Origin of the sequence: Clostridium simiarum (genome assembly GCF_018919175.1) — a bacterium.
In the GTDB taxonomy this organism is placed as follows: domain Bacteria; phylum Bacillota; class Clostridia; order Clostridiales; family Clostridiaceae; genus Clostridium_L; species Clostridium_L simiarum.
The window spans coordinates 66,353-92,578 of record NZ_JAHLQL010000005.1 but is presented as its reverse complement, the minus strand read 5'-3'; the positions used below and the strand labels follow the sequence as shown (position 1 = coordinate 92,578).

General features: G+C 28.8%; 27 protein-coding genes and 1 tRNA gene. 25 read left to right on the top strand and 3 right to left on the bottom strand.

The window, feature by feature from the left end:
- Nucleotides 1-4 precede the first annotated feature (4 nt).
- The 15 genes from KQI89_RS13630 (at nt 5) to KQI89_RS13560 (ending at nt 12,167) form a co-directional block, all read left to right on the top strand.
- Complete coding sequence (locus tag KQI89_RS13630; protein ID WP_216457519.1) at nt 5-340, top strand: DUF3795 domain-containing protein; 336 nt, start codon at nt 5-7, stop codon at nt 338-340.
- 74 nt (nt 341-414) lie between these two features.
- Nucleotides 415-1,272, top strand: coding sequence for an aminoglycoside 6-adenylyltransferase (locus tag KQI89_RS13625; RefSeq protein WP_216457518.1), 858 nt, complete (start codon nt 415-417; stop codon nt 1,270-1,272).
- A gap of 55 nt (nt 1,273-1,327) precedes the next feature.
- Entirely contained in the window at nt 1,328-1,594 is a 267-nt protein-coding gene (locus KQI89_RS13620) for a TfoX/Sxy family protein (RefSeq protein WP_343216371.1), read from the top strand.
- Between the two features lie 192 nt (nt 1,595-1,786).
- Nucleotides 1,787-2,785, top strand: coding sequence for a phosphotransferase enzyme family protein (locus tag KQI89_RS13615; RefSeq protein ID WP_216457517.1), 999 nt, complete (start codon nt 1,787-1,789; stop codon nt 2,783-2,785).
- Between the two features lie 372 nt (nt 2,786-3,157).
- Nucleotides 3,158-3,676, top strand: a complete 519-nt coding sequence (locus KQI89_RS13610) for a DUF6886 family protein (RefSeq protein ID WP_216457516.1) — start codon at nt 3,158-3,160, stop codon at nt 3,674-3,676.
- A gap of 366 nt (nt 3,677-4,042) precedes the next feature.
- Entirely contained in the window at nt 4,043-4,903 is an 861-nt protein-coding gene (gene glcT, locus KQI89_RS13605; protein WP_216457515.1) for a glucose PTS transporter transcription antiterminator GlcT, read from the top strand.
- 324 nt (nt 4,904-5,227) lie between these two features.
- Nucleotides 5,228-5,710 (top strand): PTS transporter subunit EIIC, encoded by a 483-nt coding sequence (locus KQI89_RS13600; RefSeq protein WP_216457514.1) that lies wholly within the window; start codon nt 5,228-5,230, stop codon nt 5,708-5,710.
- Between the two features lie 41 nt (nt 5,711-5,751).
- A complete protein-coding gene (nagE, locus tag KQI89_RS13595) occupies nt 5,752-7,155 on the top strand; it encodes an N-acetylglucosamine-specific PTS transporter subunit IIBC (protein WP_216457513.1) in 1,404 nt (467 codons plus the stop codon).
- Between the two features lie 514 nt (nt 7,156-7,669).
- Nucleotides 7,670-8,539, top strand: a complete 870-nt coding sequence (locus KQI89_RS13590; protein ID WP_216457512.1) for a GNAT family N-acetyltransferase — start codon at nt 7,670-7,672, stop codon at nt 8,537-8,539.
- Between the two features lie 172 nt (nt 8,540-8,711).
- Nucleotides 8,712-9,158, top strand: a complete 447-nt coding sequence (gene aac(6') / locus KQI89_RS13585) for an aminoglycoside 6'-N-acetyltransferase (protein WP_246583125.1) — start codon at nt 8,712-8,714, stop codon at nt 9,156-9,158.
- Between the two features lie 51 nt (nt 9,159-9,209).
- On the top strand, nt 9,210-10,001 hold the full coding sequence (locus tag KQI89_RS13580) for a GNAT family N-acetyltransferase (RefSeq protein WP_216457511.1): 792 nt from the start codon (nt 9,210-9,212) through the stop codon (nt 9,999-10,001).
- A 95-nt stretch (nt 10,002-10,096) separates the two neighbouring features.
- On the top strand, nt 10,097-10,282 hold the full coding sequence (locus KQI89_RS13575) for an H-type small acid-soluble spore protein (RefSeq protein ID WP_216457510.1): 186 nt from the start codon (nt 10,097-10,099) through the stop codon (nt 10,280-10,282).
- A 130-nt stretch (nt 10,283-10,412) separates the two neighbouring features.
- Complete coding sequence (locus KQI89_RS13570) at nt 10,413-11,339, top strand: DUF2935 domain-containing protein (protein ID WP_216457509.1); 927 nt, start codon at nt 10,413-10,415, stop codon at nt 11,337-11,339.
- Between the two features lie 283 nt (nt 11,340-11,622).
- Nucleotides 11,623-11,970 (top strand): DUF3796 domain-containing protein, encoded by a 348-nt coding sequence (locus KQI89_RS13565; protein ID WP_216457508.1) that lies wholly within the window; start codon nt 11,623-11,625, stop codon nt 11,968-11,970.
- A complete protein-coding gene (locus KQI89_RS13560; protein WP_246583124.1) occupies nt 11,967-12,167 on the top strand; it encodes a helix-turn-helix transcriptional regulator in 201 nt (66 codons plus the stop codon). Before KQI89_RS13565 ends, KQI89_RS13560 begins: the two co-directional genes overlap by 4 nt.
- A gap of 281 nt (nt 12,168-12,448) precedes the next feature.
- Here the strand turns inward: KQI89_RS13560 and KQI89_RS13555 are convergent.
- Nucleotides 12,449-12,535, bottom strand: a tRNA-Leu gene (locus tag KQI89_RS13555).
- 200 nt (nt 12,536-12,735) lie between these two features.
- Here KQI89_RS13555 and glsA point away from each other — a divergent pair.
- The 10 genes from glsA (at nt 12,736) to KQI89_RS13505 (ending at nt 23,429) form a co-directional block, all read left to right on the top strand.
- A complete protein-coding gene (gene glsA, locus KQI89_RS13550) occupies nt 12,736-13,653 on the top strand; it encodes a glutaminase A (RefSeq protein ID WP_216457507.1) in 918 nt (305 codons plus the stop codon).
- A gap of 145 nt (nt 13,654-13,798) precedes the next feature.
- The gene (aroC, locus tag KQI89_RS13545) at nt 13,799-14,947 is read left to right on the top strand and encodes a chorismate synthase (RefSeq protein WP_216457506.1); all 1,149 of its coding nucleotides are present in this window, start codon (nt 13,799-13,801) and stop codon (nt 14,945-14,947) included.
- Between the two features lie 71 nt (nt 14,948-15,018).
- Nucleotides 15,019-17,640 (top strand): DNA polymerase I, encoded by a 2,622-nt coding sequence (gene polA, locus KQI89_RS13540; RefSeq protein WP_216457505.1) that lies wholly within the window; start codon nt 15,019-15,021, stop codon nt 17,638-17,640.
- Between the two features lie 35 nt (nt 17,641-17,675).
- Complete coding sequence (gene coaE / locus KQI89_RS13535; protein WP_216457504.1) at nt 17,676-18,281, top strand: dephospho-CoA kinase; 606 nt, start codon at nt 17,676-17,678, stop codon at nt 18,279-18,281.
- A gap of 14 nt (nt 18,282-18,295) precedes the next feature.
- A complete protein-coding gene (locus KQI89_RS13530) occupies nt 18,296-18,856 on the top strand; it encodes a lytic transglycosylase domain-containing protein (RefSeq protein ID WP_216457503.1) in 561 nt (186 codons plus the stop codon).
- A gap of 70 nt (nt 18,857-18,926) precedes the next feature.
- Nucleotides 18,927-19,346, top strand: a complete 420-nt coding sequence (locus KQI89_RS13525) for a HutP family protein (RefSeq protein ID WP_032120872.1) — start codon at nt 18,927-18,929, stop codon at nt 19,344-19,346.
- A 289-nt stretch (nt 19,347-19,635) separates the two neighbouring features.
- Nucleotides 19,636-20,637 (top strand): ABC transporter substrate-binding protein, encoded by a 1,002-nt coding sequence (locus KQI89_RS13520; protein ID WP_216457502.1) that lies wholly within the window; start codon nt 19,636-19,638, stop codon nt 20,635-20,637.
- A 1-nt stretch (nt 20,638) separates the two neighbouring features.
- Nucleotides 20,639-21,511, top strand: coding sequence for an ABC transporter permease (locus tag KQI89_RS13515; RefSeq protein ID WP_032120874.1), 873 nt, complete (start codon nt 20,639-20,641; stop codon nt 21,509-21,511).
- On the top strand, nt 21,504-22,298 hold the full coding sequence (locus tag KQI89_RS13510; protein WP_216457501.1) for an ABC transporter ATP-binding protein: 795 nt from the start codon (nt 21,504-21,506) through the stop codon (nt 22,296-22,298). Before KQI89_RS13515 ends, KQI89_RS13510 begins: the two co-directional genes overlap by 8 nt.
- A 381-nt stretch (nt 22,299-22,679) precedes the next feature.
- Nucleotides 22,680-23,429: an acyl-[acyl-carrier-protein] thioesterase gene (locus KQI89_RS13505; RefSeq protein ID WP_216457500.1), complete on the top strand. Its 750-nt coding sequence runs from the start codon at nt 22,680-22,682 to the stop codon at nt 23,427-23,429.
- A gap of 437 nt (nt 23,430-23,866) precedes the next feature.
- On the opposite strand, the gene KQI89_RS13500 is transcribed toward KQI89_RS13505, so the two are convergent.
- Nucleotides 23,867-24,139, bottom strand: a complete 273-nt coding sequence (locus tag KQI89_RS13500; RefSeq protein WP_216457499.1) for a hypothetical protein — start codon at nt 24,137-24,139, stop codon at nt 23,867-23,869.
- 11 nt (nt 24,140-24,150) lie between these two features.
- A complete protein-coding gene (locus KQI89_RS13495) occupies nt 24,151-26,010 on the bottom strand; it encodes an LTA synthase family protein (protein ID WP_216457498.1) in 1,860 nt (619 codons plus the stop codon).
- Between the last annotated feature and the right edge of the window lie 216 nt (nt 26,011-26,226).

Here is a 26,226-nt window from a genome sequence, read left to right as displayed (position 1 = left end):
TTAATTGGACAACCTGATTGCATATTGTGGGATTAATTGTAATTCATGCTCATTATATATTGCTACTATAAAAAAGGATGTTTCTTTAAAAATGGAAGTAGCTACGAACTGGGGAAAAATGTATAATAGAATATTTAAAATTGAGGATATGGAGTGCCTAGGATGTAAATCAAAGAAAGTATTTATGCTATGTAAAAAATGTGATATAAAATCATGCAATGAAAATAAAGCTATAGAAACATGTAGCCAATGTGATAACTATCCATGTAGCAGAATAGAAAAATTTCATAAATGGCAAGAAAAACAGGATACAAAAGTTGAAATAATAACTAAAAGGTAGATAGAAAACTACATTCAATTAATACTGTGATAAAATATATATTATAAAAAGAGTTTAGAATGGGGTAATCATAAATGCGAAAAGAAAATCAGGTAATAAAGCAGATATTAGACTTTGCCTGTAATGAAGAAAAAGTTAGAGCTGTTATGATTAATGGTTCAAGGGTTAATTCTAATGCACCAAAAGATATCATGCAAGATTATGATATAGTGTTTTTTATAACAAATATTGATGATGTAAGTTATAAGATAAATCAAGATTGGGTTAATGTATTCGGAGAGCTTGTTATTATGCAACAAAATGATTTTGAGGATGGTTCATATATTTTTCTTATGCAATTTAAAGATGGGGTTAGGATAGACCTTGGGTTTAAAGATATTAATAGAATAGAGGAAATGACTAAAGAAGATACATTAAGTAAAATACTATTAGATAAAGATAATATTGGTCTTAAATTACCTTTGCCTAATGATAGTATACACTATGTAAAAAAGCCCACTGAAAAAGAATTCAACGAAATACTTAATGAAGCATGGTGGATTCAAACCTATGTGGCAAAAGCGATATGGAGAGATGAATTACCTTTAGCTAAATACATGTTTGATGTTGTTTTAATAGACTGTATAAGAGAGATTTTATCATGGCATATTGGAGAGATGTATAATTGGAAAATCAATGTAGGAAAGTGCGGCAAGTGGTTTAAAGGATTATTACCAGAAGAAATATTTAATGAGCTAGTTTCTATTTATCCAACTGTAGATTATGAAGAAATGTGGCAATCACTTTTTGAAGCAGGTAAATTTATAAGAAAAATAGGTAAAGAATTAGCTGAAAAACTAGGATATAACTATCCTATACAAGATGATATTAATGTAACAGAATATATACAAAAGATTAAGATATTACCAAGAGATGCAACGGACTTCTATTAAAAGTAAATCTAAAAAGCACTTACCAAGTGATATATAGAAAAGGAGAAATGAGGGAATGGTTTGCATGGAAAGATTATCTAAAATGCCTAATATAGGTGTAACCCTAGAGAAAAAATTAATAGATGCAGGTATTAGTACACCTGAAGATTTGAAAAGTTTAGGAAGCAAGGAAGCTTTTATAAGAATAAAAGTTATAGATAATACAGCATGTTATAACATTTTATGTGCCTTAGAGGGAGCTATACAAGGGATTAGGTGGCATAACTTATCTGATGTTAGCAAAAAGGATTTAAAATGTTTTTTTCAATCCTTTAAACTTTAGGAATGGATATAATAATATGATGTTATAAGACAGAGGTATTTTATAATTGCGGAAAACAATAGATTAAAGTAAATATAATTTAATATACAATAAGTGTTTGGAAAAGCGAAAAAAGAAAAATATATATCATTAAATTACACCTAAATATTAGAGTTTTATATTTTTGAAAATTAATATAAGGGAGGTAATTATTTGGAAAAGGAAATAAAAGATTTATTTGATGAGGAGATTTTAAGAGAAGCGGCAGCTAGATTTGATATAGATGTTTCTACATTAACCTTAATTGGAAGATTTCAAAACTTTGTTTATGAATATGAAAAACAAGATAGATCATATATTTTAAGGTTAATACACAGCTCACACCGAAAAGAAGAGGCTGTCAAAGGTGAATTGGATTGGATTTTATATTTAGCTAATAATGGGGTATCAGCTTCAAAGCCAATTTATTCAATAAGGGATAGATTAACAGAAAGAATCTCTGCAAAAGATTCTTATTTTATTGCTACTTCATTTGAAAAAGCTATTGGAAAAAAGATTGGATATCCTGAATGTATTAATAACCAGGAGTTATTTGAAAAGTGTGGTGAAATAACAGGGAGGATGCATCTTTTATCAAAGCAATATATACCTTCAACTAAAGAAATTCAAAGGCATGAATGGACAGAAAATTATTATTTACAAAATATAAAGAAATTTATTCCTACTAGTCAATATGAGATACATGAAAGTTATAAAGTTTTAATAAATAAAATTAATCATCTTGAAAAAGATTCAAATTCATTTGGAATTATTCATGGAGATATAAATGTTGGAAATTTTTTATTAAGTGATGAAGGAATTAATATTTTTGATTTTGATGAGTGCCAGTATAGCTGGTTTGTAGAAGATATAGCAATTCAATTATTTTATATTATTTATGTTTTTTTAGATGATAGCATAGAGGAGAGACAAGAAGAAGCATATACTTTTATGAAAAGCTTTATGAGAGGTTATTATAGAGAAAATTTTATAGATGAATATTGGTTAAGACAAATACCTTTATTTTTACAATTAAGAGAAATAATTGTTTATATAGGAATATATCGTAGTTTTGAACTTTCCAATTTGAATCAGTGGAGACGAAATTACATAATGCAAAGTAAAGCAAGAATAGAGAAAGGAACTCCTATAGTAAAGGATGTAATTTATTAATTAATAGGGTTAATATGAATAAAAAATAATTATTTTATAAATTAGAATAGTATTTATGTATAAACAGGGGGATTTATCAAAATTCAACCTTATGAGATTTTATCCATGTTTAACTACTACAAGAGAAGATATAGATAGCTTTATAGAATGTATAAAAGAAGTTATAATGTAAAGTGATTTAGAGGATCATGTGGAGTTTTCTTATGAAAAGCACTCTCTCCATCTAAATCTTACAAGAGTTTACCTAAGGAATCATCAGTAATACTCCAAACTTTTATAAAAGTTTGGAGTATTACTGATGGTAGTCATAAGATAAAGTTACAAATTTTAGATTAAGCAAATCTTCAATTGATAGTAATTAGGAGGAAGTAAATGAGATTATTCCATGTAAGTGAAGAAAGTGATATTAAGGTATTTGAACCTAGGATACCAACAAGAGAAGATCTTGATAAAAGTAAAGGACTTGTATGGGCCATAAATGAAACATGTTTACCAAATTTTCTTACTCCACGAAATTGCCCGAGAGTAACATATCACTGTAATAAAGATACTAGTGAAGAGGATAAGTTAAGATACTTTTCATCGAAAACAACTAATCATGTAGTTGCTATAGAACATAAATGGTTTCAGATAATGAAAAACACTACATTGTACCTATACGAGTTTGATTCAAGAAACTTTTATCTTCAAGATAAATGTGCAGGATACTATGTTAGTGAAATAACACAGGTTCCAATCAATAAAATAGTTATTACTGACTTATTTGCAGAGATTATAAAAAGAAATGTTGAGATAAGGGTAGTTGATAATTTGTGGGATTTAAGTGAAGAAATAAAAAGAACTACTTTTGATTGGTCTATGTGTAGAATGGCATATGCAGAGAAAAAATAAGGAAATAATTTTAAATCTGTAATTTTTCCTAGTATAACCTCATAAGATTAACTATACTGATTTTTAGGAGGTAAGGTATATGCCGGATAAAGGAAAAAGTAAAAGTGGTTCCACTAAAAATAGTAGCAAAAATGGTGGTAAGGATAAAAAGAAAAATACAAAGAAAAAATAAAAAAGTATCTTTCTGTATAGGCTTAAAAAAGTGATGGAATTTTATAACTAACATCACTTTTTTATTTTGTATATTTAAATATATGCTACAATAATGATAATATGGATAAATTTAGTTAAACTGTACATAGGTAGGTACATACTAAAATTATAGGAATTATTTAAATATAATTAATGGGAAATGGAGGTTTTCTTATGAATAATTCTATACTCCATGACTGTAAGGTTATAAAAGTTTTTAATAATAATGTGTTATTAGTAAGTGAAGATGATAAGGAAAAAATCTTATTTAGAAAAGGTATAGGTTTTGGGAAAAAGACAGGAGATATAATTAAGTCCGGTGTAGAAATAGAAAAAATTTTTACCATAGAGGATAAAACTAATTATGCTAATTTTAAAGAATTAATAAACTATGCAGATCAGGGGATAGTTGCTTTAAGTGAAGAGATAATAGCAATGATATCTAATGAGCTTCAAGAGGAGTTAGATGAGAAAATACACATATCCCTAACAGATCATATAGTATTTGCTCTTAAAAGATTAGAAAATAATGAAGAAATAGAAAATCCCTTTCTTGTAGAAACAGAAATACTTTATAAAAAAGAGTTTGATATTGCAAAAAAGGCAGCTCTTACTATAGAAAAAGCTACATCAATATACATACCTGATGGAGAGGTAGGTTTTATAGCTTTGCATATACACTCTGCAAGGAATAAGGGGAAATTATCCAATACTATAAAGTATAATTTTATATCCAATAGTATTATAGAATTTTTAGAAGAAGAACTGGATATAGAAATAGATAAGGAATCTTTGGATTATGCAAGATTTTTAGCCCATATAAGATTTGTAATAGAAAGGTTTGTAAGCAACAATCTTATTAAAAATGATCTTATACCTGCTATTAAAAAACAATATAAAAGCTCTTATAAAATTGCAAAGAAATCTGTTAAAATAATTGAAGAACAATTTTCTATTAAGGTGACGGAAGATGAAATAGCTTATTTAGCGATACATATTGAGAGATTAAAGCAAACAAGTAATAAAATACATTAAAGGTAAATGTTGACATATAAGTACTTTTATTATATAATAAAAACAATAAATGAATATGCTTATGCAAAAACCATTCATCGGCGTGCAACCTTTAGTAATAGGGCAATAGCTGAAAGGGAATTAGATTTCTATTCCTTTTCGGCTTTTTTTATTGCTTTTAACATTAAGTACAGCTAAATGCTTTAAAAAGAAGGAGGTGTTCACAAAATTACTAACTATAATATTAAGAATATTTGGATAAAAGATGTAGCCCTATAAAATTAGGATCATGATCTACTTTAAATCAAGCATATTAATTTATAAAAATAAAATGGAGGGATAAAAATGGCAAATAGTAAAAATAAGTTGCAAGATTTGTTAACTAATATTGGTAAGATATTAATTGCCCCCATTGCTGTATTACCAATTGTCGCAATATTATTTAAATTAGGGGATGCCAGTGTACTAGATATACCTTGGCTTAAAGAAGTGGGTGTTGCAGTGTTTAAAAATATAGAGCTCATATTTGCTGCAAGTATTGCCGTAGGAGCTTCTGAAGAAAACAATGGTGTTGCTGCCATATCAGCAGCTGTTGGGTATTTTATATTAACTAATGTTTCAAAAACCATAAATGCAGATATTCATACTTCTATTAAAGTATTTGCAAGTATAGTATCAGGAATAAGCGGTGGACTTTTATATAATAAATATAAAGATATTAAGCTACCACAAATCTTGGGGTTCTTCGGTGGAAAGAGATTTGTGCCAATAGTTACATCTTTTGTAGGGCTGGTTTTAGGGGTAATAACAGGATTTATTTGGCCTTAATTAATATATAGTTTATTTATAAATAAAATGGAGGGATAAAAATGGCAAAGGGGAAAAATAAAGTCCTAGGTTTCTTACAAAAGCTAGGTAAATCATTAATGATACCAATAGCAGTATTACCAGCGGCAGCTTTGTTATTTAGATTTGGTGATGCCGATTTATTAAATATACCTTGGGTTATGAAAGCAGGATCAGCAGTATTTGATAATTTGCCTATTATTTTCGCATTAGGAATAGCAATTGGATTTGCAAAAGAAAATAATGGAATCTCTGCTATCTCTGCAATTATTGGATATTTTATTATAAATAGAGTAGCTATAAGCTTTAATTCTACTATTAATATGGGGGTTTTTGGTGGTATTATTGCAGGTATAACAGCAGGTTTACTTTATAATAAGTTTAAAGATACAAAACTTCCTAAGGGATTAAGTTTTATTAGTGGAAAGAGATTTGTACCACTTATGAGCTCATTTGTGTTTATAATTATTGGAATAATATTAGGGTTTATATGGCCACCTATTCAACAGGTCTTAGATAACTTTTCTAATTTTATGGCTAAAGCAGGACCAGCTGGTGCTTTTGGATTCGGATTTTTTAATAGACTATTAATTCCTTTTGGCTTACACCATATAGTAAATACTGTTTTCTGGCAACAATTAGGATCCTTTACTACTGAAGTAGGTAAAGTGGTTATGGGAGACTATAATAGATTTTTAGCAGGGGATCCAACCGCAGGAGCATATTTAACAGGATTTTTCCCTGTTATGATGTTTGGATTACCAGCTGCTTGTTTAGCTATGATTACTACAGCTAAAAAAGAAAAGAAAAAGATTATTGCAGGAATGCTAATAAGTCTTGCAATAACATCCTTTCTAACAGGTATTACAGAGCCAATAGAGTTTGGATTTATGTTCTTATCACCAGTATTATATGGATTACATGCTATATTAACAGGGGCAGCATTAGCTGTTACTAATGCTCTTGGAATGCGTAATGGTTTTGCTTTTTCAGCAGGTGCCACTGACTTTTTTCTAAACTGGGGTAAAGCGACAAAGCCAGTTGGCATTATACTTGTAGGATTAGTATTTGCAGTTATTTACTATTTTGTGTTTGTATTCTTTATTAAGAAATTTAATCTTAAAACTCCAGGTAGAGAAGATGATATAGAGGAAGATTTAGCTTTAAATAATTTAGATTTAGATGAAAAAGCTTTAAATATATTAGAAGCTGTAGGGGGACATGATAATCTTGATTCTTTAGATGCTTGTATTACAAGAATAAGGCTAACTCTAAAAGATCCTTCAAAATTAGATGAGAAGAAATTAAAAGCCATGGGGATAAGTGGTATTATGAAGATGGGAGAAAATAATGTCCAAATAATTGTAGGAACAATGGCAGACCCTATAGTAACTAAGATGAAGAATGTAGTATCAATTGATTCCTAAGCAGAGAACCAAACCTATGGTTTTATGGTAGTCGCTTACTCTTCGAGTACTCATCTGAAGGTATGAAGATGAGTTTCCTAAGCAGAGAACCAAGATCTGTGATCTTGTGTGAATCGGTTAAGCAGATATCCAAACCTATGGTTTTATGGTAGTCGCTTACTCTTCGAGTACTCATCTGAAAGTATGAAGATGAGTTTCCTATAAACACATCAGCAGTGGTATCAAAGGCATAAAAATAAAAGCGGCTGTATTTTATAATGATTAAAAATCATTTTAAAACAGCCGCTTTTAATAAATTTTAATTATATAAACTCTTTTTCTTTAGATATAGTATAATTAAGATAAACTGTGAAAATATAGGATTTAAAAGAGAGGGGATATTTTGGGATTGAGTATATTCTAACTATATATGCTTCTGAGCTGCAATAATCAGTATCTTCTAAGATGAATTTAAGAAAGATAAGGTTTATGTCTTAAGCCTACTGGTTTATTTGGAAAATAATAGGGGGTATAAATGAATATAAAAGTTTGTAATAAATTAAAAGATGATATTATATCTGAAATCAGAAAGATTGAGGAAATTTCTAATGAACAGGATAATTTAAAAATCAATACTTTTCTTGATGATTCAATGAACTTTAATAAAGAAATTAATAATTTATTTTTGGCTTATGAGGGAGATAAGTTAGTTTCTTTTCTTAATATATTTATACCAACCTCTAAAGAAGGTGAAATTTCTGCATGTACATTGCCAGAATATAGGAAAAAGGGGTATTTTAAATCTCTTTTTAATAAAGCAATACAGGAACTTTATAAATATAAAGTAGAAGATGTGTTGTTGGTGGTACAGGAAAATTCAGAGGTTGGTAAGGCTATAGCGATTAATTTAGGGGCTAAATATGATTTTAGTGAGTACTTGCTAAAATTTAATGGAGATATCAACTTGCATTTAGCGGTTCCTGACAAAATTCAAATTTTAGAAGCCAGGGTAGAGCATTTAGAGGATATGATAAAACTAGCGCAAAGTACTTTTAATAGGGGTTATGAAGAAAGTGAAATTATGGTAAATAATGCTTTTGAAACACAAAACAGAAAGCAATATATTATAAAATTAGAAGAAAATATTATTGGTATGGCAGGAGTAAGTTTTGAAGATGGGGATGGTTATATATTTGGACTAGGTATATCACCTGATTATAGAGGAAAAGGTTATAGTAAGATACTTCTAAATGAGATAATTAAAGACACCTATATAAATCATACAAAGAGTATTGTGTTGGAAGTTGATAGCAATAATAAAATAGCATTTAATCTATATACTAAAAATGGATTTATAATAGATAATGCCTTCCATTATTACAGGAAATCTTGCAAAGATAACTAAAGTTAAGTGGTCTAGAATTTTTTTGGAGATATAGTGCAATTGGAATAATAGGTGTTAACTAATTTATAAAATTATTTTAATAAACTGAAGTCATTAACTTTTAAGGAGTAAGTTGAAGGTTATGTAGTATTTCATTGTTATTGGATACTTAAGTAAGAAAGGTAAAAATGTTATGGATAACAATATTTTATTAGCAAGTTTAGATAACTTAGAGGATATAGTTTCTATGGCTTTAGAGCTATGGCCAGATAATACCATAGAAGAACTAAAAGAAGAATTTATGGAAATATTAAAAAGTAATAATCAAGGTGTACTTTTGTATAAATTAGAAGGAAAATTCATTGGATTTAATCAGGTTTCTATTAGATATGATTATGTTGAAGGATCAAATACAAGACCAGTAGGATTTATTGAAGGGATATTCGTAAAAGAAGGTTATAGACTTAAGGGGGTTGCAAAATCATTAGTAAGAAATGGTGAAAAGTGGGCTAAAGCAAAAGGATGCACTGAAATGGGGTCAGATGTGGAGCTTCATAATGTTGATAGTTATAATTTTCATAAAAGTATAGGATATACTGAAATGAACAGAATAATATGCTTTTTAAAAGATATTAAATGAATATAAGTAATGAAGATGAAATGTAATTTTAATGGAGATGAGGTAATTAAAATGTATACTGAGCTAAATAAAGATGAGTTTATAATTGTAAGAGATTACTTTAAGGAAAAATATCAAATACCTGCTGTTTCAGTTATAAATAATAATTTTCCAGGTAAAATATTTGTAGATAATAAGGAAGAACCAAAAGCAATTTTAGTATGGGCTATTTCAAGATGGGCATATGTATATTTTCAAAAAGAAAATTCTAAGAGTAGAGACTTCTTTAATAGTTTACTTCAAAAAGAAATTACACCTTTAATGAAGGATTTAAATGAAGAATACTTTGAAGTATATTCGGGAAATGAAGAAGCATGGGATGCTATTTTAAATACTGATTTTGAAGGATTCAATATTTTTAACAAACACTTTGAAAATACATTTATTTTGAATTATGAAATGTTTTCAAAGGTAAAATTAAATGGAAATGAAACAAAGATTTTTGAAAGAAAATTTCCTATAGTACCTGAAATATACAGCAAATATTTTAATATTTCTACTATGAATAAAGAAGTAGATGGTATGGTATTAGAGGAGAATGAAAGAATAGTCTCTCAGTGTGTAAATAATGGTTTTATAAGTGATAATTATTATTTTCTTGATTTAGATACATTTGAAAAGTCAGAGAGAAACAAAGGTTATGGTTCAATTGTAGCTTATGAATTAATAAATAATTTAAATAAAAAAGGATTTATGCCACTTTGGGAAACTACGGAGGATAACTTACCATCACAACGTGTTGCTAAAAAACTAGGATTTGAAAAGGTAGACAGGTATCCCGTTTATATTTATAAGATGATCTAATTAAAGTAGAGATTATTAAAAGGCTTTAAATTCATAGCATTAACTTTATTAATTAGGATAAAATAATCTTATTACTTTTAAAAGGAGAAGTTGCTATGGATATAAAAAGAGCTACTGAAATAGTTAAATCATTAGGGGTTATTGATGTAAATTATAAAGGAAACTCAGTATGGATAGAAAATATCAATCAAAAGGATAATGAAGCGGTGGTTAAAGACTTAAAGACAAATAAAGAGTTTCCAGTGGATATTTCTCAACTAGAAGAGGGTAATGATAAATAAATTAAAAAAGTTAAAGCTTTGGGTTTTACATTAAACCCAAAGCTTTATTTTGTCATTAAAAAGTAATACTTTATTTATCCTCTTAATATAATAATGATAGCGGTAATTAATATATTAAGAGGGGAAAACTATGCTATCTAGTATGGAATTTATACGTCAATCATTGGAGCTACATCTTTTTTTTGCAAGGATTATGAAGGAACATTCATTCTTTTTAGGAATAGGATTTACACAAAAGGATGGATGCTTTATAAATCAGGCAGATGCCTTTAGAATGGAATTTGATAGACTTTTAGCAGATGTAATATCCATTTCTAATGGTGTTGTTAGTCATAACGTATTACAGTCTGGTGAAGTAATAACTCCTTTTACATTAAAAGCTGAAATGGCTTCAGCATATTTTACAGGAGTTAATATTCCAATTAATTTAACAGAAATAGAGTCATTTTTAGTTGGGGGTACCTTAAAGGAAGGGAACCCTATGCTTGAGCAAAGGGTATTTGTTATCAATCAGAGAGCTATGAGGTTAGCAAAAGCTTTAGCTGAGTTTAAGACTATGTTATTATCAGAAGTTATGTGCTGTAGGATTTTTACAGTCAATTATCCTTTACTTATAGATCATATTTTAAGAGAAGCGAAGCTTTATTTTCAGATGATTCAAAGGCTACAAAATCGTGAAGAAATAAACTTAGAAAAAGAGACTTATGAACAAGAAACTTTTTGGAATAGAATTATGGCTGAGCACTCAAAATTTATTCGCGGACTTCTTGATCCAACTGAAAATGATCTTATAATTGCAGCAAATAACTTTGGAAATGAGTTTGATAAGTTGACAAAAGAGGCAAAAGAAGCTATGGATGGTGTAATGCCAATTTCAAAAGTTACAAGTGATAGTCTTAAGGCAACTACAGAGATAAGTAGATTTAAGGCACAGGGTACTGAAGGAATATTAGAATGCAAAATAAGGTCTATAATAATACCATTATTGGCAGATCATACCTTACGTGAAGCAAATCACTATTTACGTTTATTAAAAATATTTGAAAAGAGTTCATAATATAAAAATTTTATTAAGATTAGAGCAGGAGAAATCCTGCTTTTTATAAACTTTATTAAGATATTAAGGTTACGTTAATTTATTAATGGCTAAGTGTGGTAAAAATATTAAGAGGTAATGCTTTGATTATATATACTGAAAGAGAAGCGTGCATTATGAAAGTGCCGCTTTTTTATTGTTGTCCTCAGAAAGATTTTTAAATCTATTTGACATTCAATAGATTTGTGGTATATTTATAACATAAAGAGCGAAATACACCGCATTTAAAAAGGAGAGGATTTACATGAAAAATAAGTATGGGTTTATTGGTTTTATATCTTTGTTAGGGCTTATTGGAGTATTTAATGGAAATAAAGATTTCTACGCTTTTATTACTTTTGCAATCTTTTTTAAATATTTCTTTGTTACACGAGATGAGATGTTTATAGAAAACATGCGTAAAGCTGCTTCATGGGCATTTTTTAGTGGGCAGGCAATCACAGTAATTATTACACTTGCACATACTATCACTAAAACAAAATATGATGCTTTAACAATGGGTATCACACTAGGATGGAGTATTTCTATTATTGTCTTTTGTTTATCTACTACCTATTTTGAGTGGAAAGACAGTAGAGGTATTGAAAGATGATAATTCATAATAGAATTAAAGAGTATAGAGCAAAGCATAATATGAGTCAAGAGGAATTAGCTTCATTAGTAGGTGTTCGAAGAGAAACAATAGGAAACCTTGAAAAAGGAAGATATAATCCATCTTTAGTATTAGCGTGGAATATTGCAAAGGTATTTGGTGTGTCAATTGAAGAAATATTTACAATTGAAGAATAACAAAAAAACAGAAGTGATATACTTACCTTAAGTAAAGGTAATATTGCTTCTGTTTTTAATTTGATTTACATTTCAAGATAAAAAAAATGGGAGAACGTGAAATGGCTAAGATAACTTTTAAGAAAAAAATTTATAATTTAATCGGTGAATTTTTGAAAGCAGAAGAAGACTTGATTTTAACAATTGAAGATGCAGAGTAGATAAAAAAAGGGTGCTTTAAGAATAAATTAAAACACCCTTAATTGTATAAAAAAAACACACTGTAAAAGTGTGTTTAATCATGGTGCCGGAGGCGGGAATCGAACCCGCATGGTATTGCTACCGACGGATTTTGAGTCCGTTGCGTCTGCCAGTTCCACCACTTCGGCATATCTGACAAAGCTTATGATATCATAATTTTTTTTATAATGCAACTACTTTTTACAATAAATAGGCTTAATAAATAGATAAAACATAAAAGTTATGATTCAATTATAGATATAAGCAATTTTGTATTGAAAATACATGTAAAAGAATATATAGTAAAATTGTATGTTAAAGCTGATTTTGAATGTAAGGAGAAGGAGCTATGCAGAACTTACTAAAAAGTATAATAGAAAATAATCAAATTTACACAAAAGAGGGTAATGTAGCATCATACATACCTGAACTTGGAAAGGCAAATGAAGAGGATTTAGGCATATGCGTGGTTACTTTAGATGGTAAGGAGTTTGCAGCAGGGGATAGTGAAAAAAAATTCACTATGCAAAGTATGTCTAAAGTTATAGCTTTAATTTTAGCTATTTTAGATAATGGAAAGAAAACCGTATTTTCAAAAGTTGGTATGGAGCCTACAGGGGATAGTTTTAATTCTATAATGAGTCTTGAAGTAAAGCATCCAGAAAAGCCTTTTAATCCTATGATAAATGCTGGGGCTATTGCAACTACGGCGTTGATATCAGGAAACACTGAAGAGGAAAAAATACAAAACATATTATCTTTTACAAGAAAAATCACAGGCAATGATTCTATTTCCATAAATGAAGAGGTTTACATGTCGGAAAAAGCTACAGGTAATAGAAATAGAGCCTTAGCTTATTTCATGAAAAGCAATGGTTTATTAGAAGGGGACGTAGAATCTATTTTAGATGTTTATTTCAAACAATGCTCTATAGAATGTAGTTGTAGAGATATTGCAAGAATAGGTGCTATGTTAGCTAATGATGGGGTTTTGCCTTGGAGTGGTGAAAAGGTTATATCTAGAGAAGTAAGTAGAATAGTTAAAACTATAATGGTTACTTGTGGTATGTACGATGCTTCAGGTGAATTCGCAGTGCACATAGGAATACCAGCCAAAAGTGGCGTTGGTGGAGGAATATTAGCCTCTGTACCAAGAAGAATGGGGATAGGTGTATATGGACCAGCTTTAGATAAAAAGGGAAACAGCATAGGAGGGCTTAGGGTTCTTCAGGAATTGTCTAATGAACTGGACTTAAGTATTTTTTAGAAGTTTAGATTTTGAGGTTTTTAAGTATTTTTAAAAACCTCATTTTTATTGTATTTTTTAAAAGTAATCTTAGAGGTAGCTTCTTATTTAAATATGATATAATAAAATAAATTAATTTTAAAGTTCAAAATTAGGAGTGATTAAAGTGCCTCTTAGATTTTTAGACGGGGGAGAGTCCCATGGCAGAGCCTTGGTAGCAATTTTGGAAGGATTTCCTTCAAATTATGAAGTAGATATAGATTATATAAATCATCAGCTAAGCAGAAGACAGAAAGGGTATGGAAGAGGTCAGAGAATGACTATAGAAAAGGATAGGGTAGAGGTATGGTCAGGGCTTAGAGGACGTAAGACCACAGGAAACCCTATTACCTTAATCATTAAAAATAAGGACTATGAGAACTGGAAGGGCTACTGGGAAAAGGATATAAAGAAAGAGGATAAAATAGGAATTGCAAGACCTGGACACGGTGATTTAGTAGGATTTTATAAGTACAAAACTGGAGATATAAGAGATATAATTGAGAGAACTTCAGCAAGAGAAACTGCTATAAGATGTGCCGTAGGGGCTTTATGTAAGCAACTTCTTGAAGATATAGGTATAGACATTAGGAGTAAAGTACATAGTTTAGGCGAATTTTATGATGATAATGTAGATATTTTTAATGATGAAATTTATGATATTATAAATAGAAGTCCAATGAGATGTTATAATAAGAATATTGAGACTCATATGAAGAATACTATAGATATGTGTAAGGAAGAAGGAGATACCATAGGAGGTAGAGCTTATTTATCTATAAGAGGAGTGCCTATTGGTATTGGAAGCTATACTAATTGGGATAGAAAACTAGATGGCATATTATCTATGGCAATATTATCTATTCAAGCAGTGAAAGCTGTATCTTTTGGAAAAACCTTGGAGTTACCTTTAATAGGTAGTGTGTATAATGACGAAGCATACTTGGAAGATGGTGCTATAAAAAGGAAGACCAATAATTGTGGTGGTATTGAAGCTGGGGTTTCTAATGGAGAAAATATAGAAATCTACGCTGTAATAAAACCCATACCTTCTGTAAAAAAAGGATTAAATTCTGTGGATTTAATTAATAAAAGCAATGTGATTAGTCGTTATGAAAGATCCGATGTGTCAGCAGTGGTACCTGCCACCGTGGTACTTGAAAATGTATGTGCATTTCATATTTTAGATGAGATTTTAAAAAAGTTTCCAAGTGATGATTTTTATGAGCTTAAGAATAGTATAGATAGATATAAAGAGGAGTTACTTAGTTATTAGATTATTACTTAAAAAATAATGATTATAGTTATTATTGGTTAATACCTATTGTCAATATGTGGAGGATAGATATGGAAAAATTATTGATATTAGATTCTAATAGTTTGATGAATAGGGCTTTTTATGCCTTACCACCGTTAACTAATAGTGAAGGAATTCATACTAATGCAGTTTTGGGTTTTACAACAATGCTGTTTAAAATAAAAGAAGAGATAGAACCAGATTATATAGTGGCTACCTTTGATAGAAAGGCACCTACCTTCAGACATAAAGAGTATGAAGATTATAAAGCAGGAAGAAAGAAAATGCCAGAAGAGCTTAGAGAACAGTTTCCTTTAGTTAAGGAATTGCTATCACTTATGGATGTAAGTATATTTGAAATAGATGGATTTGAGGCAGATGACCTTATAGGTACACTTTCTGTTTATGCTGAGAGCCATGGTATAGAGGTTTATATAGTTACAGGGGATAGAGATGCCCTTCAATTAGCTACTGATAATGTAAAAGTTATAATAACCAAAAAAGGTATAACTGAAAAAGAAATATATGATAAAAATAGAATGATAGAAGACTTTGGAGTTACACCTACTGAATTTATAGATGTAAAAGGACTTATGGGGGATGCTTCTGATAATATACCGGGTGTTCCTGGCATAGGAGAAAAAACTGCCTATAAGCTTATACAAACCTATGGAAGCGTAGAGTCAGTGCTTCAAAATATAGAAAATATAAGTGGTAAAAAGATAAAAGAAAATTTAAATAAGTATAGCGAGCAAGCTTTATTTAGTAAAAAGTTAGCTACTATTATGACAGAAGTGCCTGTAGAAATAGATTTAGATGCTATAAAATCAAAGGATAAATATGATGTTGAAGCATTAAAAAAATTATTCTTTAAATTGCAATTCAAATCTCTAATAGATAAACTTCCTAAGGGGGAAGAAAAAGAAGAGATTCCATTTGATAGTTATGTGTTTATAGAGGATATAAAAGGTCTTAAAAGTTTGAAAGATTACATAAAGAAATCAAAGAAAAAAGAGCCTTTATATATGAGTTTTGATATAATTAATCCAGAATTATATTCAAGCATGGAGATAGAAACTATTTATCTATGTGTTGATGATAAGGATTGGGTTATAAAATTAAAGGGTCTTTTACAAAAAGATAAGGAAGAAGTTATAAATATTTTAGGGGAAGTCATAGAAGATCATAGTATAGAGAAAGTTTGTTATGATGCTAAAAATGCATATACTTCTTTTAGAAAGATAGGTTTAAACTTAGAGGGTATAATCTTTGATATTAAAATAGCAGCTTATATTATAGATTCTTCTAAGGGTAACTATGATTTAAATATTCTTATAAATGAATATTTAAGTAAGTATCCTAAGGGAGAAGATCAGGCTATAAAAGCTTATGAAAATAGACTTATGAAAGAACTTTATAAAGTTCTCAAAGAGAAGATAGAAGAATCACATATGGAAGATCTTCTATATAAAATGGAGCTTCCTTTGACTAAAGCTTTATCTCATATGGAAGGTGAAGGATTTAGAATAAATAGAATTATGCTAGATCAATTAGGAAATAAATTTAATCTAGAAATAGATAAAATTCAAAAGGAGATATATGAATTAGCAGAAGAGGAGTTTAATATAAATTCTCCAAAACAGCTTGGAAAAATATTGTTTGAAAAACTTGACTTACCGGTTATAAAAAAGACCAAAACAGGATATTCCACTAATGCAGAGGTATTGGAAGCTTTAACAGATAAACACCCTATTATTGAAAAGATAACTTACTATAGGCAGTTAGCCAAAATATATTCAACTTACGTAGAAGGGTTAAAGGCTGTAATTGATAGTGATGATAAGATACATTCTAGTTTCAATCAAACAGTAACTACTACAGGCAGACTATCTAGTACAGAGCCTAATCTTCAAAATATACCTATAAAATATGAGATGGGTAGAGAAATAAGAAAGGTATTTGTACCTGAAAATGAAGATTCAGTAATATTATCAGCAGACTATTCTCAAATAGAACTTAGGGTTCTTGCTCATATTTCAGAGGATGAAAATTTGATTTCTGCCTTTAAGCATCATAGTGATATCCATACAAAGACTGCATCGGAAGTTTTTAATACTCCTATAGAAGAGGTAACACCACTTTTAAGAGGGAGAGCTAAGGCTGTAAACTTTGGTATAGTTTATGGAATAAGTGACTTTAGCTTAGCAAAGGATTTGAAAATTCCTAAAAAAGAAGCAAAAGAGTATATGGATGCTTATTTTGAAAGATATCCTAAGGTTAAAAAGTATATGGAAGATATAGTTGTTATGGCAAAGGAGAAAGGTTACGTAACTACTCTTTTAAATAGAAGAAGATATATAAAAGAGGCAAGTGCATCTAATAAGATAGTTAAGGCCCTAGGGGAAAGACTTGCTATGAATGCTCCAATACAAGGAACAGCTGCAGATATAATAAAGCTTGCTATGGTAAATGTTCAAGAAGAGCTTCATGAAAAGAAGATGAAAAGTACTCTTATACTTCAAGTACATGATGAGCTTATACTAAATGTTTATAAAGATGAATTAGAGGAAGTAAAAGCATTAGTAAAAAAAGAAATGGAAGAGGTATTAGACCTTTCTGTACCACTAGAAGTAGATATTAACATTGGAGAAACATGGTATGAGGCAAAATAAAATATTATAAAGTCTTTTAAAAGGAGGAGACCATTGTGTTAAAAGTAGGCCTTACAGGAGGTATAGCTACAGGAAAAAGTACTGTTTCTAATATGCTTTTGGAAGCTGGGTTTGCCTTTATAGATGCGGATATTGTAGCAAAGGAAGTTTTTGAGATTTACCCATCTCTTATAGGAGATATAAAAGATACCTTTGGGGAAGTTTTTTTTAACGAAGATGGCTCTTTAAAAAGAAGAGAGTTTGGTAATTATATATTTAAATATCCAAAAGAGAGATTGAAATATGAAAATATAATAATTCCTTTAATAAAAGATAGAATTACTGAACTTTTTAAGGAATACGAGATAAAAGGTGAAAAATTAGTTATATTAGATGCCCCTACTCTTATAGAAAATAATCTTCAAGGTGATATGGATTATATAATTTTAGTATGGGCAAGTAAGAGTGAGCAAATAAAAAGATTAATGAATAGAAATAGTTTTGATCATGAAGAAGCTATAAATAGAATAAAGTCTCAGATTTCTCTAGAAGATAAGAAAGCTTACTCAGATTTTATTATAGATAACAGTAATAGCTTAGAGGAGACAAAGGATATAGTTAAGGAACTCATAAAGCTATTACATATACTAACTTATAAATAGATTTGAGGGATGAGATGAAAAGTAAAGTTTTAAGATTCAGTATATTTATACTTATATTTTTTATAGTCGTAACCGGAGGGGCATATATCGTAAAAAATGTGGTATATCCATATAAATATCAAGAGCTTATTGAAAAATACAGTGAAAAATATGTATTAGACCCTTTGTTAGTGGCAGCAGTAATAAAGACAGAAAGTAATTTTAGAAAAGAGGCAAGATCTAATAAAGATGCTGTAGGACTTATGCAAATTACAGAGGATACTGCAAAGTGGGCAGCAGGTGAAATGAATATAAAAGATTTTGACGTAAAAACTTTGACGGATCCAGAGCTTAATATACGAATGGGTTGCTGGTATTTGGATAATTTAAAAAAAGAATTTAACGGAGATATGGATTTAGTTTTAGCATCCTACAATGGTGGTAGAGGGAATGTTCAAAAGTGGCTTAAAAGCAAAAAACACTCTAAGGATGGAAAGAGCCTAGATTATATACCCTTTAAAGAAACAGACAAATATTTAAAAAGAATAAAAGTAAATTATAATATATATAAATTTTTATATAAGAATTCAATTTAAAGGCTTTAATTTTAAAACTTTATTATGAAACTTATAAGAAGATTTTACCTTAAATTTAGGAGGGATACCTGTGAAAGAATATAATAGTGTAGATGTAGCAAAGGCTTCTGTGGAAATGGCTATATCTTCAAGAAGTGAAGAAGAGAAACTTATAGAAAGTTTTAAGGAAAATGGAATATTAACAGTGGCTGTTGATATTGGCGGAAATATAACCTCATCAATTCCTAAAATAATTGAAAGGGCTCTAGTTGCATCTAAAAGGACAGGTATAATAAAGGACTGTCATGTTCATGATGGTGCTGTGGCAGGAGCTACAAGAGAGGCTATAATTCAAATTTTATCAAAGGCAAACGGACTTAATGTAGGTGGTAAAATAGGTATTGCCAGGTTTGATGAGCATTTAAGTGTATGTATATTTTTAAGCATAGGATTGCTTCATTTAAATGAGGTTGTTATAGGATTAGGCCATAGATCTATACCAAAGTTATAAAATTAAAATAAAGTTTGACAGATAAAAAGTTTCTTTGTATAATTAAGTTGTTTTTAGAAGTATGGTAGAAAAATTTAAAAGCATTGTAGTATGGTAGTATTGTAGGAGAAGAGCTTTTATTTTAATAAAGCAAGATATTTTTACTTAGATATTTTTGTATTGAAGTATTTTGGTGATACAGGTCTCTCCTTTTTTGGGAGAGACCTTTTATTTTATATATAGTGAGGATTTTAGATACTAAAAGATCACTAAAAAATATTCTAATATAATTTAAAAGGAGAATGGTAGCATGGTAGTGAAAAAGAGAATTTCATTTTTTATTTCATTTCTTTTAATCTTTTCATTGATTACAGGTTTCTTAATAAAACCTGCAAAATCGAAGTCACAGGTTGTAAAATATAGGATTGGTATATCTCAAATAGCAGAGCATCCAGCTTTAGATTTAGCTAGGGAAGGATTTATAGATGGATTAAAGTCAAAAGGATTAGTAAAAGACGAAAATATAGATATAGAAATCCAAAATGCTCAAGGAGATATTGCTACAGCTCAAATGATAGCACAAGGCTTCGCAGCAGAGAAAAAAGATCTTATATTTGCAATTGCAACACCCTCAGCACAAACTGCTTATAATACTACAAAAAAAATTCCTATAATGGTGACAGCTATAACAGATGCTGTTTCAGCAGGTATTATGAAGTCAAAGGAAGATATAGCTAATAATATAGCTGGAACTAGTGATGCTGTTCCTATAGCAAAACAACTTAAACTTCTTAAAGAATTACTTCCGGAAGCTAAAAAGCTAGGAATAATATACAATACAAGTGAGCTTAATTCAGAGATTCAGGTAGAAAATATAAAAAGGTTAGTATCTCAATATGACTTAGAGCTAATATCCATGGGGGTTAATAATAGTAGTGAACTATCTCAAACCTTAGACCACATGGTAAATATTGTTGATGTATTATATATACCTACAGATAATCTAATAGCTTCTTCAATGCCTTTAATATACTCAAAGTTTTCAAGTAAAAACAAACCCATTTTTGGAACAGAAGAGGCACATGTTAAATCTGGAGCATTAGCTACAGAGGGGATAAACTATTATCAATTAGGGTTTGAAGCAGCTCTTATGGGAGCAGAGGTTTTAAATGGAAGAGATATAAAAACTATGTCAGTACAGGAAATTAAAGATGCGGAGATAGTTATAAATAAAGAGGTAGCTGAAAAGCTCAATATATTAATTCCACAACATATACTTGATAAGTCAAAAGTAATAGAAGGAGTACAGTAGCATGGAATTTTTAATTAGTATTTTAGAACAAGGATTTATATTTGGAATAACTGCCTTAGGGGTTTATATAACATATAGTATATTGGATTTCCCGGATTTATCTGTGGATGGTACCTTTACTTTGGGAGCTGCTATATCAGCTACAATGATTTTTAAAGGAGCAAATCCCTTTATAACCTTAATAGTAGCCTTTATAGGAGGAGCTATTGGAGGATTTATAACAGGAGTCCTTCATGAAAGGTTAAAGATAACAAATCTTTTATCAGGGATACTTGTTATGATAGGATTATATTCAATAAACTTAAGAATAATGGGAAAAGCTAACATAGCTATATTTAACAATAAAAATATATTTTTAGATAGATATCCATTAATAATACTTGCAATATTTTTAATTATAACAAAAATATCCCTAGATTTATTCTTTAAAACCCATATAGGATATGCTTTAAAAGCGGCAGGAGATAATGAAACTTTAATAACATCTTTAGGAATAAATAGCTCAAGGGTAAGGATATTAGGACTTATGGTATCTAATGCTATAGTGGCTCTATCAGGAGGCATAATGGCACAATACCAAAGATTTTCGGATATATCTATGGGAAACGGAACTGTAATAATGGCTTTAGCTTCTATAATAATGGGACAATCTTTTATTAAAAAAGAAGGGGTTCTAAAGGCTACAACTAAGGTAATAATAGGAGCTATAATGTATAAATTAAGCATAGGTATAGCTCTTAAATTAGGAATGCCACCTACAGATTTAAAGCTTATAACTGCAATTATAGTAGTACTGGCTATAGCTTTAAATAATAGAAATATACTAAAAGATGTTGAAAGACTTTTTAAAAGAGGAGGCGCTAAAAATGCTTAGTTTAGAGTCTATAACTAAAACCTTTAATAAAGGTACAGTAAATGAAATGGATATATTTAAAAATTTTAGTATTCATATAAAAGAAGGAGACTTTGTATCTGTAATAGGAAGCAATGGTGCAGGTAAGTCTACTCTTATGAATTTAGTATCAGGAAACATAATGCCAGATAAGGGCATTATAAAATTAAAAGGTAAAGATATAACTATGTACAAAGATTATAATAGGGGAAAGCTTATAGGAAGAGTATATCAGGATCCAACTAAAGGAACATCTCCTTCTATGACCATAATGGAAAATCTATCAATGTCTTATAATAAAGGAAAAAGCTTTGGTTTAGGTTTTTGTGTAAAAAAGGACAAGGAAAAATATTTTAAAGAGGAGCTTTCAGTATTAAATTTAGGATTAGAAAATATGCTTCACTCAAAAGTAGGATTACTTTCAGGAGGTCAAAGACAAGCATTATCACTATTAATGGCCACCATGGTTAAACCTGATTTGCTATTATTAGATGAACATACGGCAGCGCTAGATCCTAACACAGCAGAAAATATAATAAAACTTACTGAAAGCATAATAAAAGAAAAAGGCATAACCACTATGATGATAACTCATAATTTAAGTCATGCAGTAACCTATGGAAATAGGTTGATACTTATGCATAAAGGAAATATAGAAATAGATTTAGAAGGAGAGGCTAAGAAAAATCTCACCATAGAGAATCTTATAGAGGAATTTAGAAATATAGCTTCACATAATGAGTTAAAGGATAGTATGCTTTTAGCATAATATTAAAAGAGATCTAACTAAATATTGTAGTAATAATAAAGAGAAGATAAGCAATTTATGAAGAGCAAATTTATAAAAAGTGTTAATAACAACTAATTTTAATATATTACACATGTGTAGTATGTTAATAAAGAAATATAAAAATTACTAATAAAAAGCTACTCTATTAAAAATTAAGATGTACCCTATGGGATAGATACTTGAAAAAAGTCTACCCTGTAGGGTATTTTTGTGTATAATAAAACAAATGAAACTAAGATTAGATTAAGATGAGCAATAAGATATTTATTTCATGCTTAGCCCATATTCTAGAAATTGTAAAGTTATGGTACAATATTGAATGTAAAATACATTCAAACTTTATAAAAGGAGGAAATATAATTGAATGATATTTTTAAAAAAGAATACAAAATAAATATTTTTGATGTTGATTCTGAGCACAAATGCAAATTTTCATCTTTGGTAGATTTCTTATGGGATGTGGTTATATCTCAGTCTGATTATTTAGGAGAAACTAAGGAGGGTTTTGTTCACAATCAATGTATTTGGGTACTTTTAAAGTATGATATAACTATATATGAATATCCTGAATTTAGAGATACAATAACTGTTGACACTAAGGTGTTAGGTACCAAAAAGTTCTATGGTTATAGACAAAATATTATAAAAAACTCTGAAGGAAAAGTTATAGGTGAAGTTTTTTCAACAGCTATATTAATAGATTTTGAAAAAAGACGTCCTATGAGAATATCCTCTAATCAAAGCGAAATATATGGACTTAATGGAGAATTAGATGAAGTACCGCTTTTAGATGATATTCCTAAAATTCAAAAAGAAGACTATATAAAAGACTACCCTGTTAGATATAGTGATATAGATTCTAATGGGCATGTTAATAATGTAAAGTATATGGAAATGGCAGCAGATACTTTGCCAAGAACTATATTAAATGAATATAAATTATTTAATATTAAAGTACTATTTAAAAAGGAAACAACTGATGGAGATACACTACATATTTCATCTGAAGTAATTAATGATGAGAATAATGATATTACTACCATTCATAATATTACAAGTAATAACGGGAATCTTCTTACAAAATTGCAATTCATATGGAAGAAAAAATAAGATGGATTTGTCTACTAAATTAAAAATAGTTATGTTATTGATAAATAACAGACTATTTTTAATTTGTTAATTATGAAATTTTTTTCACAGGCTCTTAAATATGTTCCGTTACTTGTGATTGTTCATATCTAAGCATATCTATTTGTATAATCTACATCTATTTCTTGTAGGTATTCAAAATATAGTTTTAAAGAGTAGCGATATGTCTTTTGAGTATTAAAACTCCTTCACTATTGTCAATATACTTTAGGTATTTTGCTACTGATATTATTGGCAGTCCATTATCATCAACCAACAAGCATCTTCTTTGTTTATTATCTAATTTTACTTAGAAAATATATTATATAAAAAAAGATATAGGACTTATTAGTAATCTATACTAACTATCCTATATCTATAATACTATATTTAAAGCAATTATCTTCTCTTTATTTAAGTTATGATAAAAACAAATTCAAAACATAAGATGTTGCAATAGAAGCAATATAATTATATAAAACTACAATAATTAAATTAAGAACTAAGTAGTTAACTATTTTTATTGTAGGCTTAGAATATTTATTTAAAGCATTTATGGATTTATAAATTGAAAATATACACATGACCCAAGGGAGAAAGCCCTCAATAGATAATATTGGTATAATAAAATTTAATGCTATTAAAAAATGTAGTAATTTGCTATTAGACTTATGAAAGATATATGTATTCAAAGATAGCCCTCCTAGTTTTTAAAATAGTTTGCTCGAATTAATTTATCACTTAATTCTATACTTTTAAGCATTTCTTCCTTCTCATTAGGACTTGAATCTTTACCTAAGTATGTCCTATCGGAAAGAATAACAAAATCTTTATTGGTATTAAGAAGATTCCTTCCCATTGTACTAGTTGTAAAGTCTTCCTCATTAGCACCAAATAGATAAGCTAAAGTAGGGAAGGTATCAGCTTGTCCACCATGAATTGAAACTGTTTTTCCCTCTAAATCTTTCGAGTATATTATAAATGGAACCTTTTTATGATTTTCAATCCACCAATCTTCTTTATCAGGTAAATTAACTATTTCGTCATTAAAAAATTTATGAACCCCCTCATGATCACCATAAATTGCAACTACAGTATTATCTAATATACCATTCTCATCTAAGGTATTTAAAAGTTCACCAATATATTTATCTGTATATCTTATACCTTGAAAATATCCACCTAATTTTGAGTTAGCTAAACCTTCATTTAAATTAAGATCTCTATATTCTTCAGGTAAAATAAAAGGTGTATGACTAGTTAATGTTACAGTATATGCAAAAAATGGGGTATTTAAATCCTTTATTACTTCCGCAAACTGATTTAAATAACTTTTATCACTTAGTCCTAAGTTAAGTACTTCATCAACATTATAATCATTTGAATCCATAACATTTTCAAAGCCTATAGACTTTAAAGCAGGCATCCAATTCCAAAAAGAACCTTTATCAGGATGAGATGCTAAAGTAGTATATCCTAATTTACTCATAATATTAGGAAAGGAATTTTTATAGGTGTTATTTGGATATCTAAAAAATGTACTTCCTGATCTTACAGGAAAAACTGAAGTATGAGTGATTAATTCCGCATCAGAACTTGTACCATGATGGGTTTGTTCATAAAAATTATCAAAATAAATACTATTTTTTAGAATGTTATTCATATTAGGGGTGATTTCTTGATTATCTACCTTTTGATTTATAACAAAGGTTTCAAGAGATTCCCACTGAATCAATAAGAGATTCTTACCTTTAAAAATTCCTGAATACTCATTAGGAGGTAAAACTTCCTTGTTATCTTTAAACCATTTTTCTGTTTCTGACTTTTCACTATCAGAAAGAACATAAGGTTTACTATCTTTATAAGAATAATAAGTATCAAATAAATGATACCCAATAGGAGTTAAATTAGATATATTTTGATTTGGAGACCAACTTTTTTGGAAAACCATTTGATTTTCAAAACCTTTATTTAATATATCTATTTTATAATGAGCGTAAGTTATATAAAGTGTAGAAATTACAAATAACAATAGAAAACTTGATATAGATCTTTCATTATCTTTAAATTTTTCTTTTAGCTTAATTGATAAGGGTATTTGAAGTATTAAATCTATAATAAATAAAATATCTACTAGACGTACCATTGAAATAATACTACTTCCTAAGTTTTCAAGATTGGAAGTCATTTTGAACATGTGAATATTTAAAAATGCGCTGTTACTTCTAAAATACCAAATATCAAAAATATATAGGGCGGTTATAAATAAATTAATAATCCAAAATAATACCATTTGAGCCTTTCCTTTAAATAAGAAACCAAATGAAACTACAACAGCCACAAAACTAAGGTATAGAAGAAAAGGGGGAACACTATAAAATATTCTAATAGGAACTATACCATTTGCTTTGTCATGGGAAATTAATAATATAAACAATATAGATTTTAAAAGAATAAATATGTAGGTGTATAAAAATAGCTTATTTCCTACTATTTTGTTAAAAGAACTTTTAATAGAATTTAATAAATTATGTTTTTTTGAATTTTTAGTGTAATATATCATACAAACTCCTCGCATAAACTAATGATAAATCAATTATAGCATAGATAAAAAACCTATATAGTGAAAAATTATTAAAATATCCTTAATAATTTATTACTTTTAAATATAATCATAACTATTTGAAAAATTTTACAAAATTTGTATTTAAAAATATTCTTGATTATAGTTTTTATTGCTGATATAATATAAATCGTTAAGTAAATATATTTTATATTT

Excerpts from the sequence above, each read along its gene's own strand:
- KQI89_RS13610 (WP_216457516.1), top strand. The coding sequence starts at position 3,158 with ATGAGATTATTCCATGTAAGTGAAGAAAGTGATATTAAGGTATTTGAA.
- glcT (WP_216457515.1), top strand. The coding sequence starts at position 4,043 with ATGAATAATTCTATACTCCATGACTGTAAGGTTATAAAAGTTTTTAAT.
- KQI89_RS13530 (WP_216457503.1), top strand. The coding sequence starts at position 18,296 with ATGAAAAGTAAAGTTTTAAGATTCAGTATATTTATACTTATATTTTTT.
- glsA (WP_216457507.1), top strand. The coding sequence starts at position 12,736 with ATGCAGAACTTACTAAAAAGTATAATAGAAAATAATCAAATTTACACA.
- KQI89_RS13565 (WP_216457508.1), top strand. The coding sequence starts at position 11,623 with ATGAAAAATAAGTATGGGTTTATTGGTTTTATATCTTTGTTAGGGCTT.
- KQI89_RS13495 (WP_216457498.1), bottom strand. The coding sequence starts at position 26,010 with ATGATATATTACACTAAAAATTCAAAAAAACATAATTTATTAAATTCT.
- KQI89_RS13570 (WP_216457509.1), top strand. The coding sequence starts at position 10,413 with ATGCTATCTAGTATGGAATTTATACGTCAATCATTGGAGCTACATCTT.
- KQI89_RS13600 (WP_216457514.1), top strand. The coding sequence starts at position 5,228 with ATGGCAAATAGTAAAAATAAGTTGCAAGATTTGTTAACTAATATTGGT.
- nagE (WP_216457513.1), top strand. The coding sequence starts at position 5,752 with ATGGCAAAGGGGAAAAATAAAGTCCTAGGTTTCTTACAAAAGCTAGGT.
- KQI89_RS13625 (WP_216457518.1), top strand. The coding sequence starts at position 415 with ATGCGAAAAGAAAATCAGGTAATAAAGCAGATATTAGACTTTGCCTGT.
- KQI89_RS13590 (WP_216457512.1), top strand. The coding sequence starts at position 7,670 with ATGAATATAAAAGTTTGTAATAAATTAAAAGATGATATTATATCTGAA.
- KQI89_RS13520 (WP_216457502.1), top strand. The coding sequence starts at position 19,636 with ATGGTAGTGAAAAAGAGAATTTCATTTTTTATTTCATTTCTTTTAATC.
- KQI89_RS13620 (WP_343216371.1), top strand. The coding sequence starts at position 1,328 with ATGGTTTGCATGGAAAGATTATCTAAAATGCCTAATATAGGTGTAACC.
- polA (WP_216457505.1), top strand. The coding sequence starts at position 15,019 with ATGGAAAAATTATTGATATTAGATTCTAATAGTTTGATGAATAGGGCT.
- KQI89_RS13510 (WP_216457501.1), top strand. The coding sequence starts at position 21,504 with ATGCTTAGTTTAGAGTCTATAACTAAAACCTTTAATAAAGGTACAGTA.
- KQI89_RS13575 (WP_216457510.1), top strand. The coding sequence starts at position 10,097 with ATGGATATAAAAAGAGCTACTGAAATAGTTAAATCATTAGGGGTTATT.
- KQI89_RS13560 (WP_246583124.1), top strand. The coding sequence starts at position 11,967 with ATGATAATTCATAATAGAATTAAAGAGTATAGAGCAAAGCATAATATG.
- KQI89_RS13515 (WP_032120874.1), top strand. The coding sequence starts at position 20,639 with ATGGAATTTTTAATTAGTATTTTAGAACAAGGATTTATATTTGGAATA.
- KQI89_RS13580 (WP_216457511.1), top strand. The coding sequence starts at position 9,210 with ATGTATACTGAGCTAAATAAAGATGAGTTTATAATTGTAAGAGATTAC.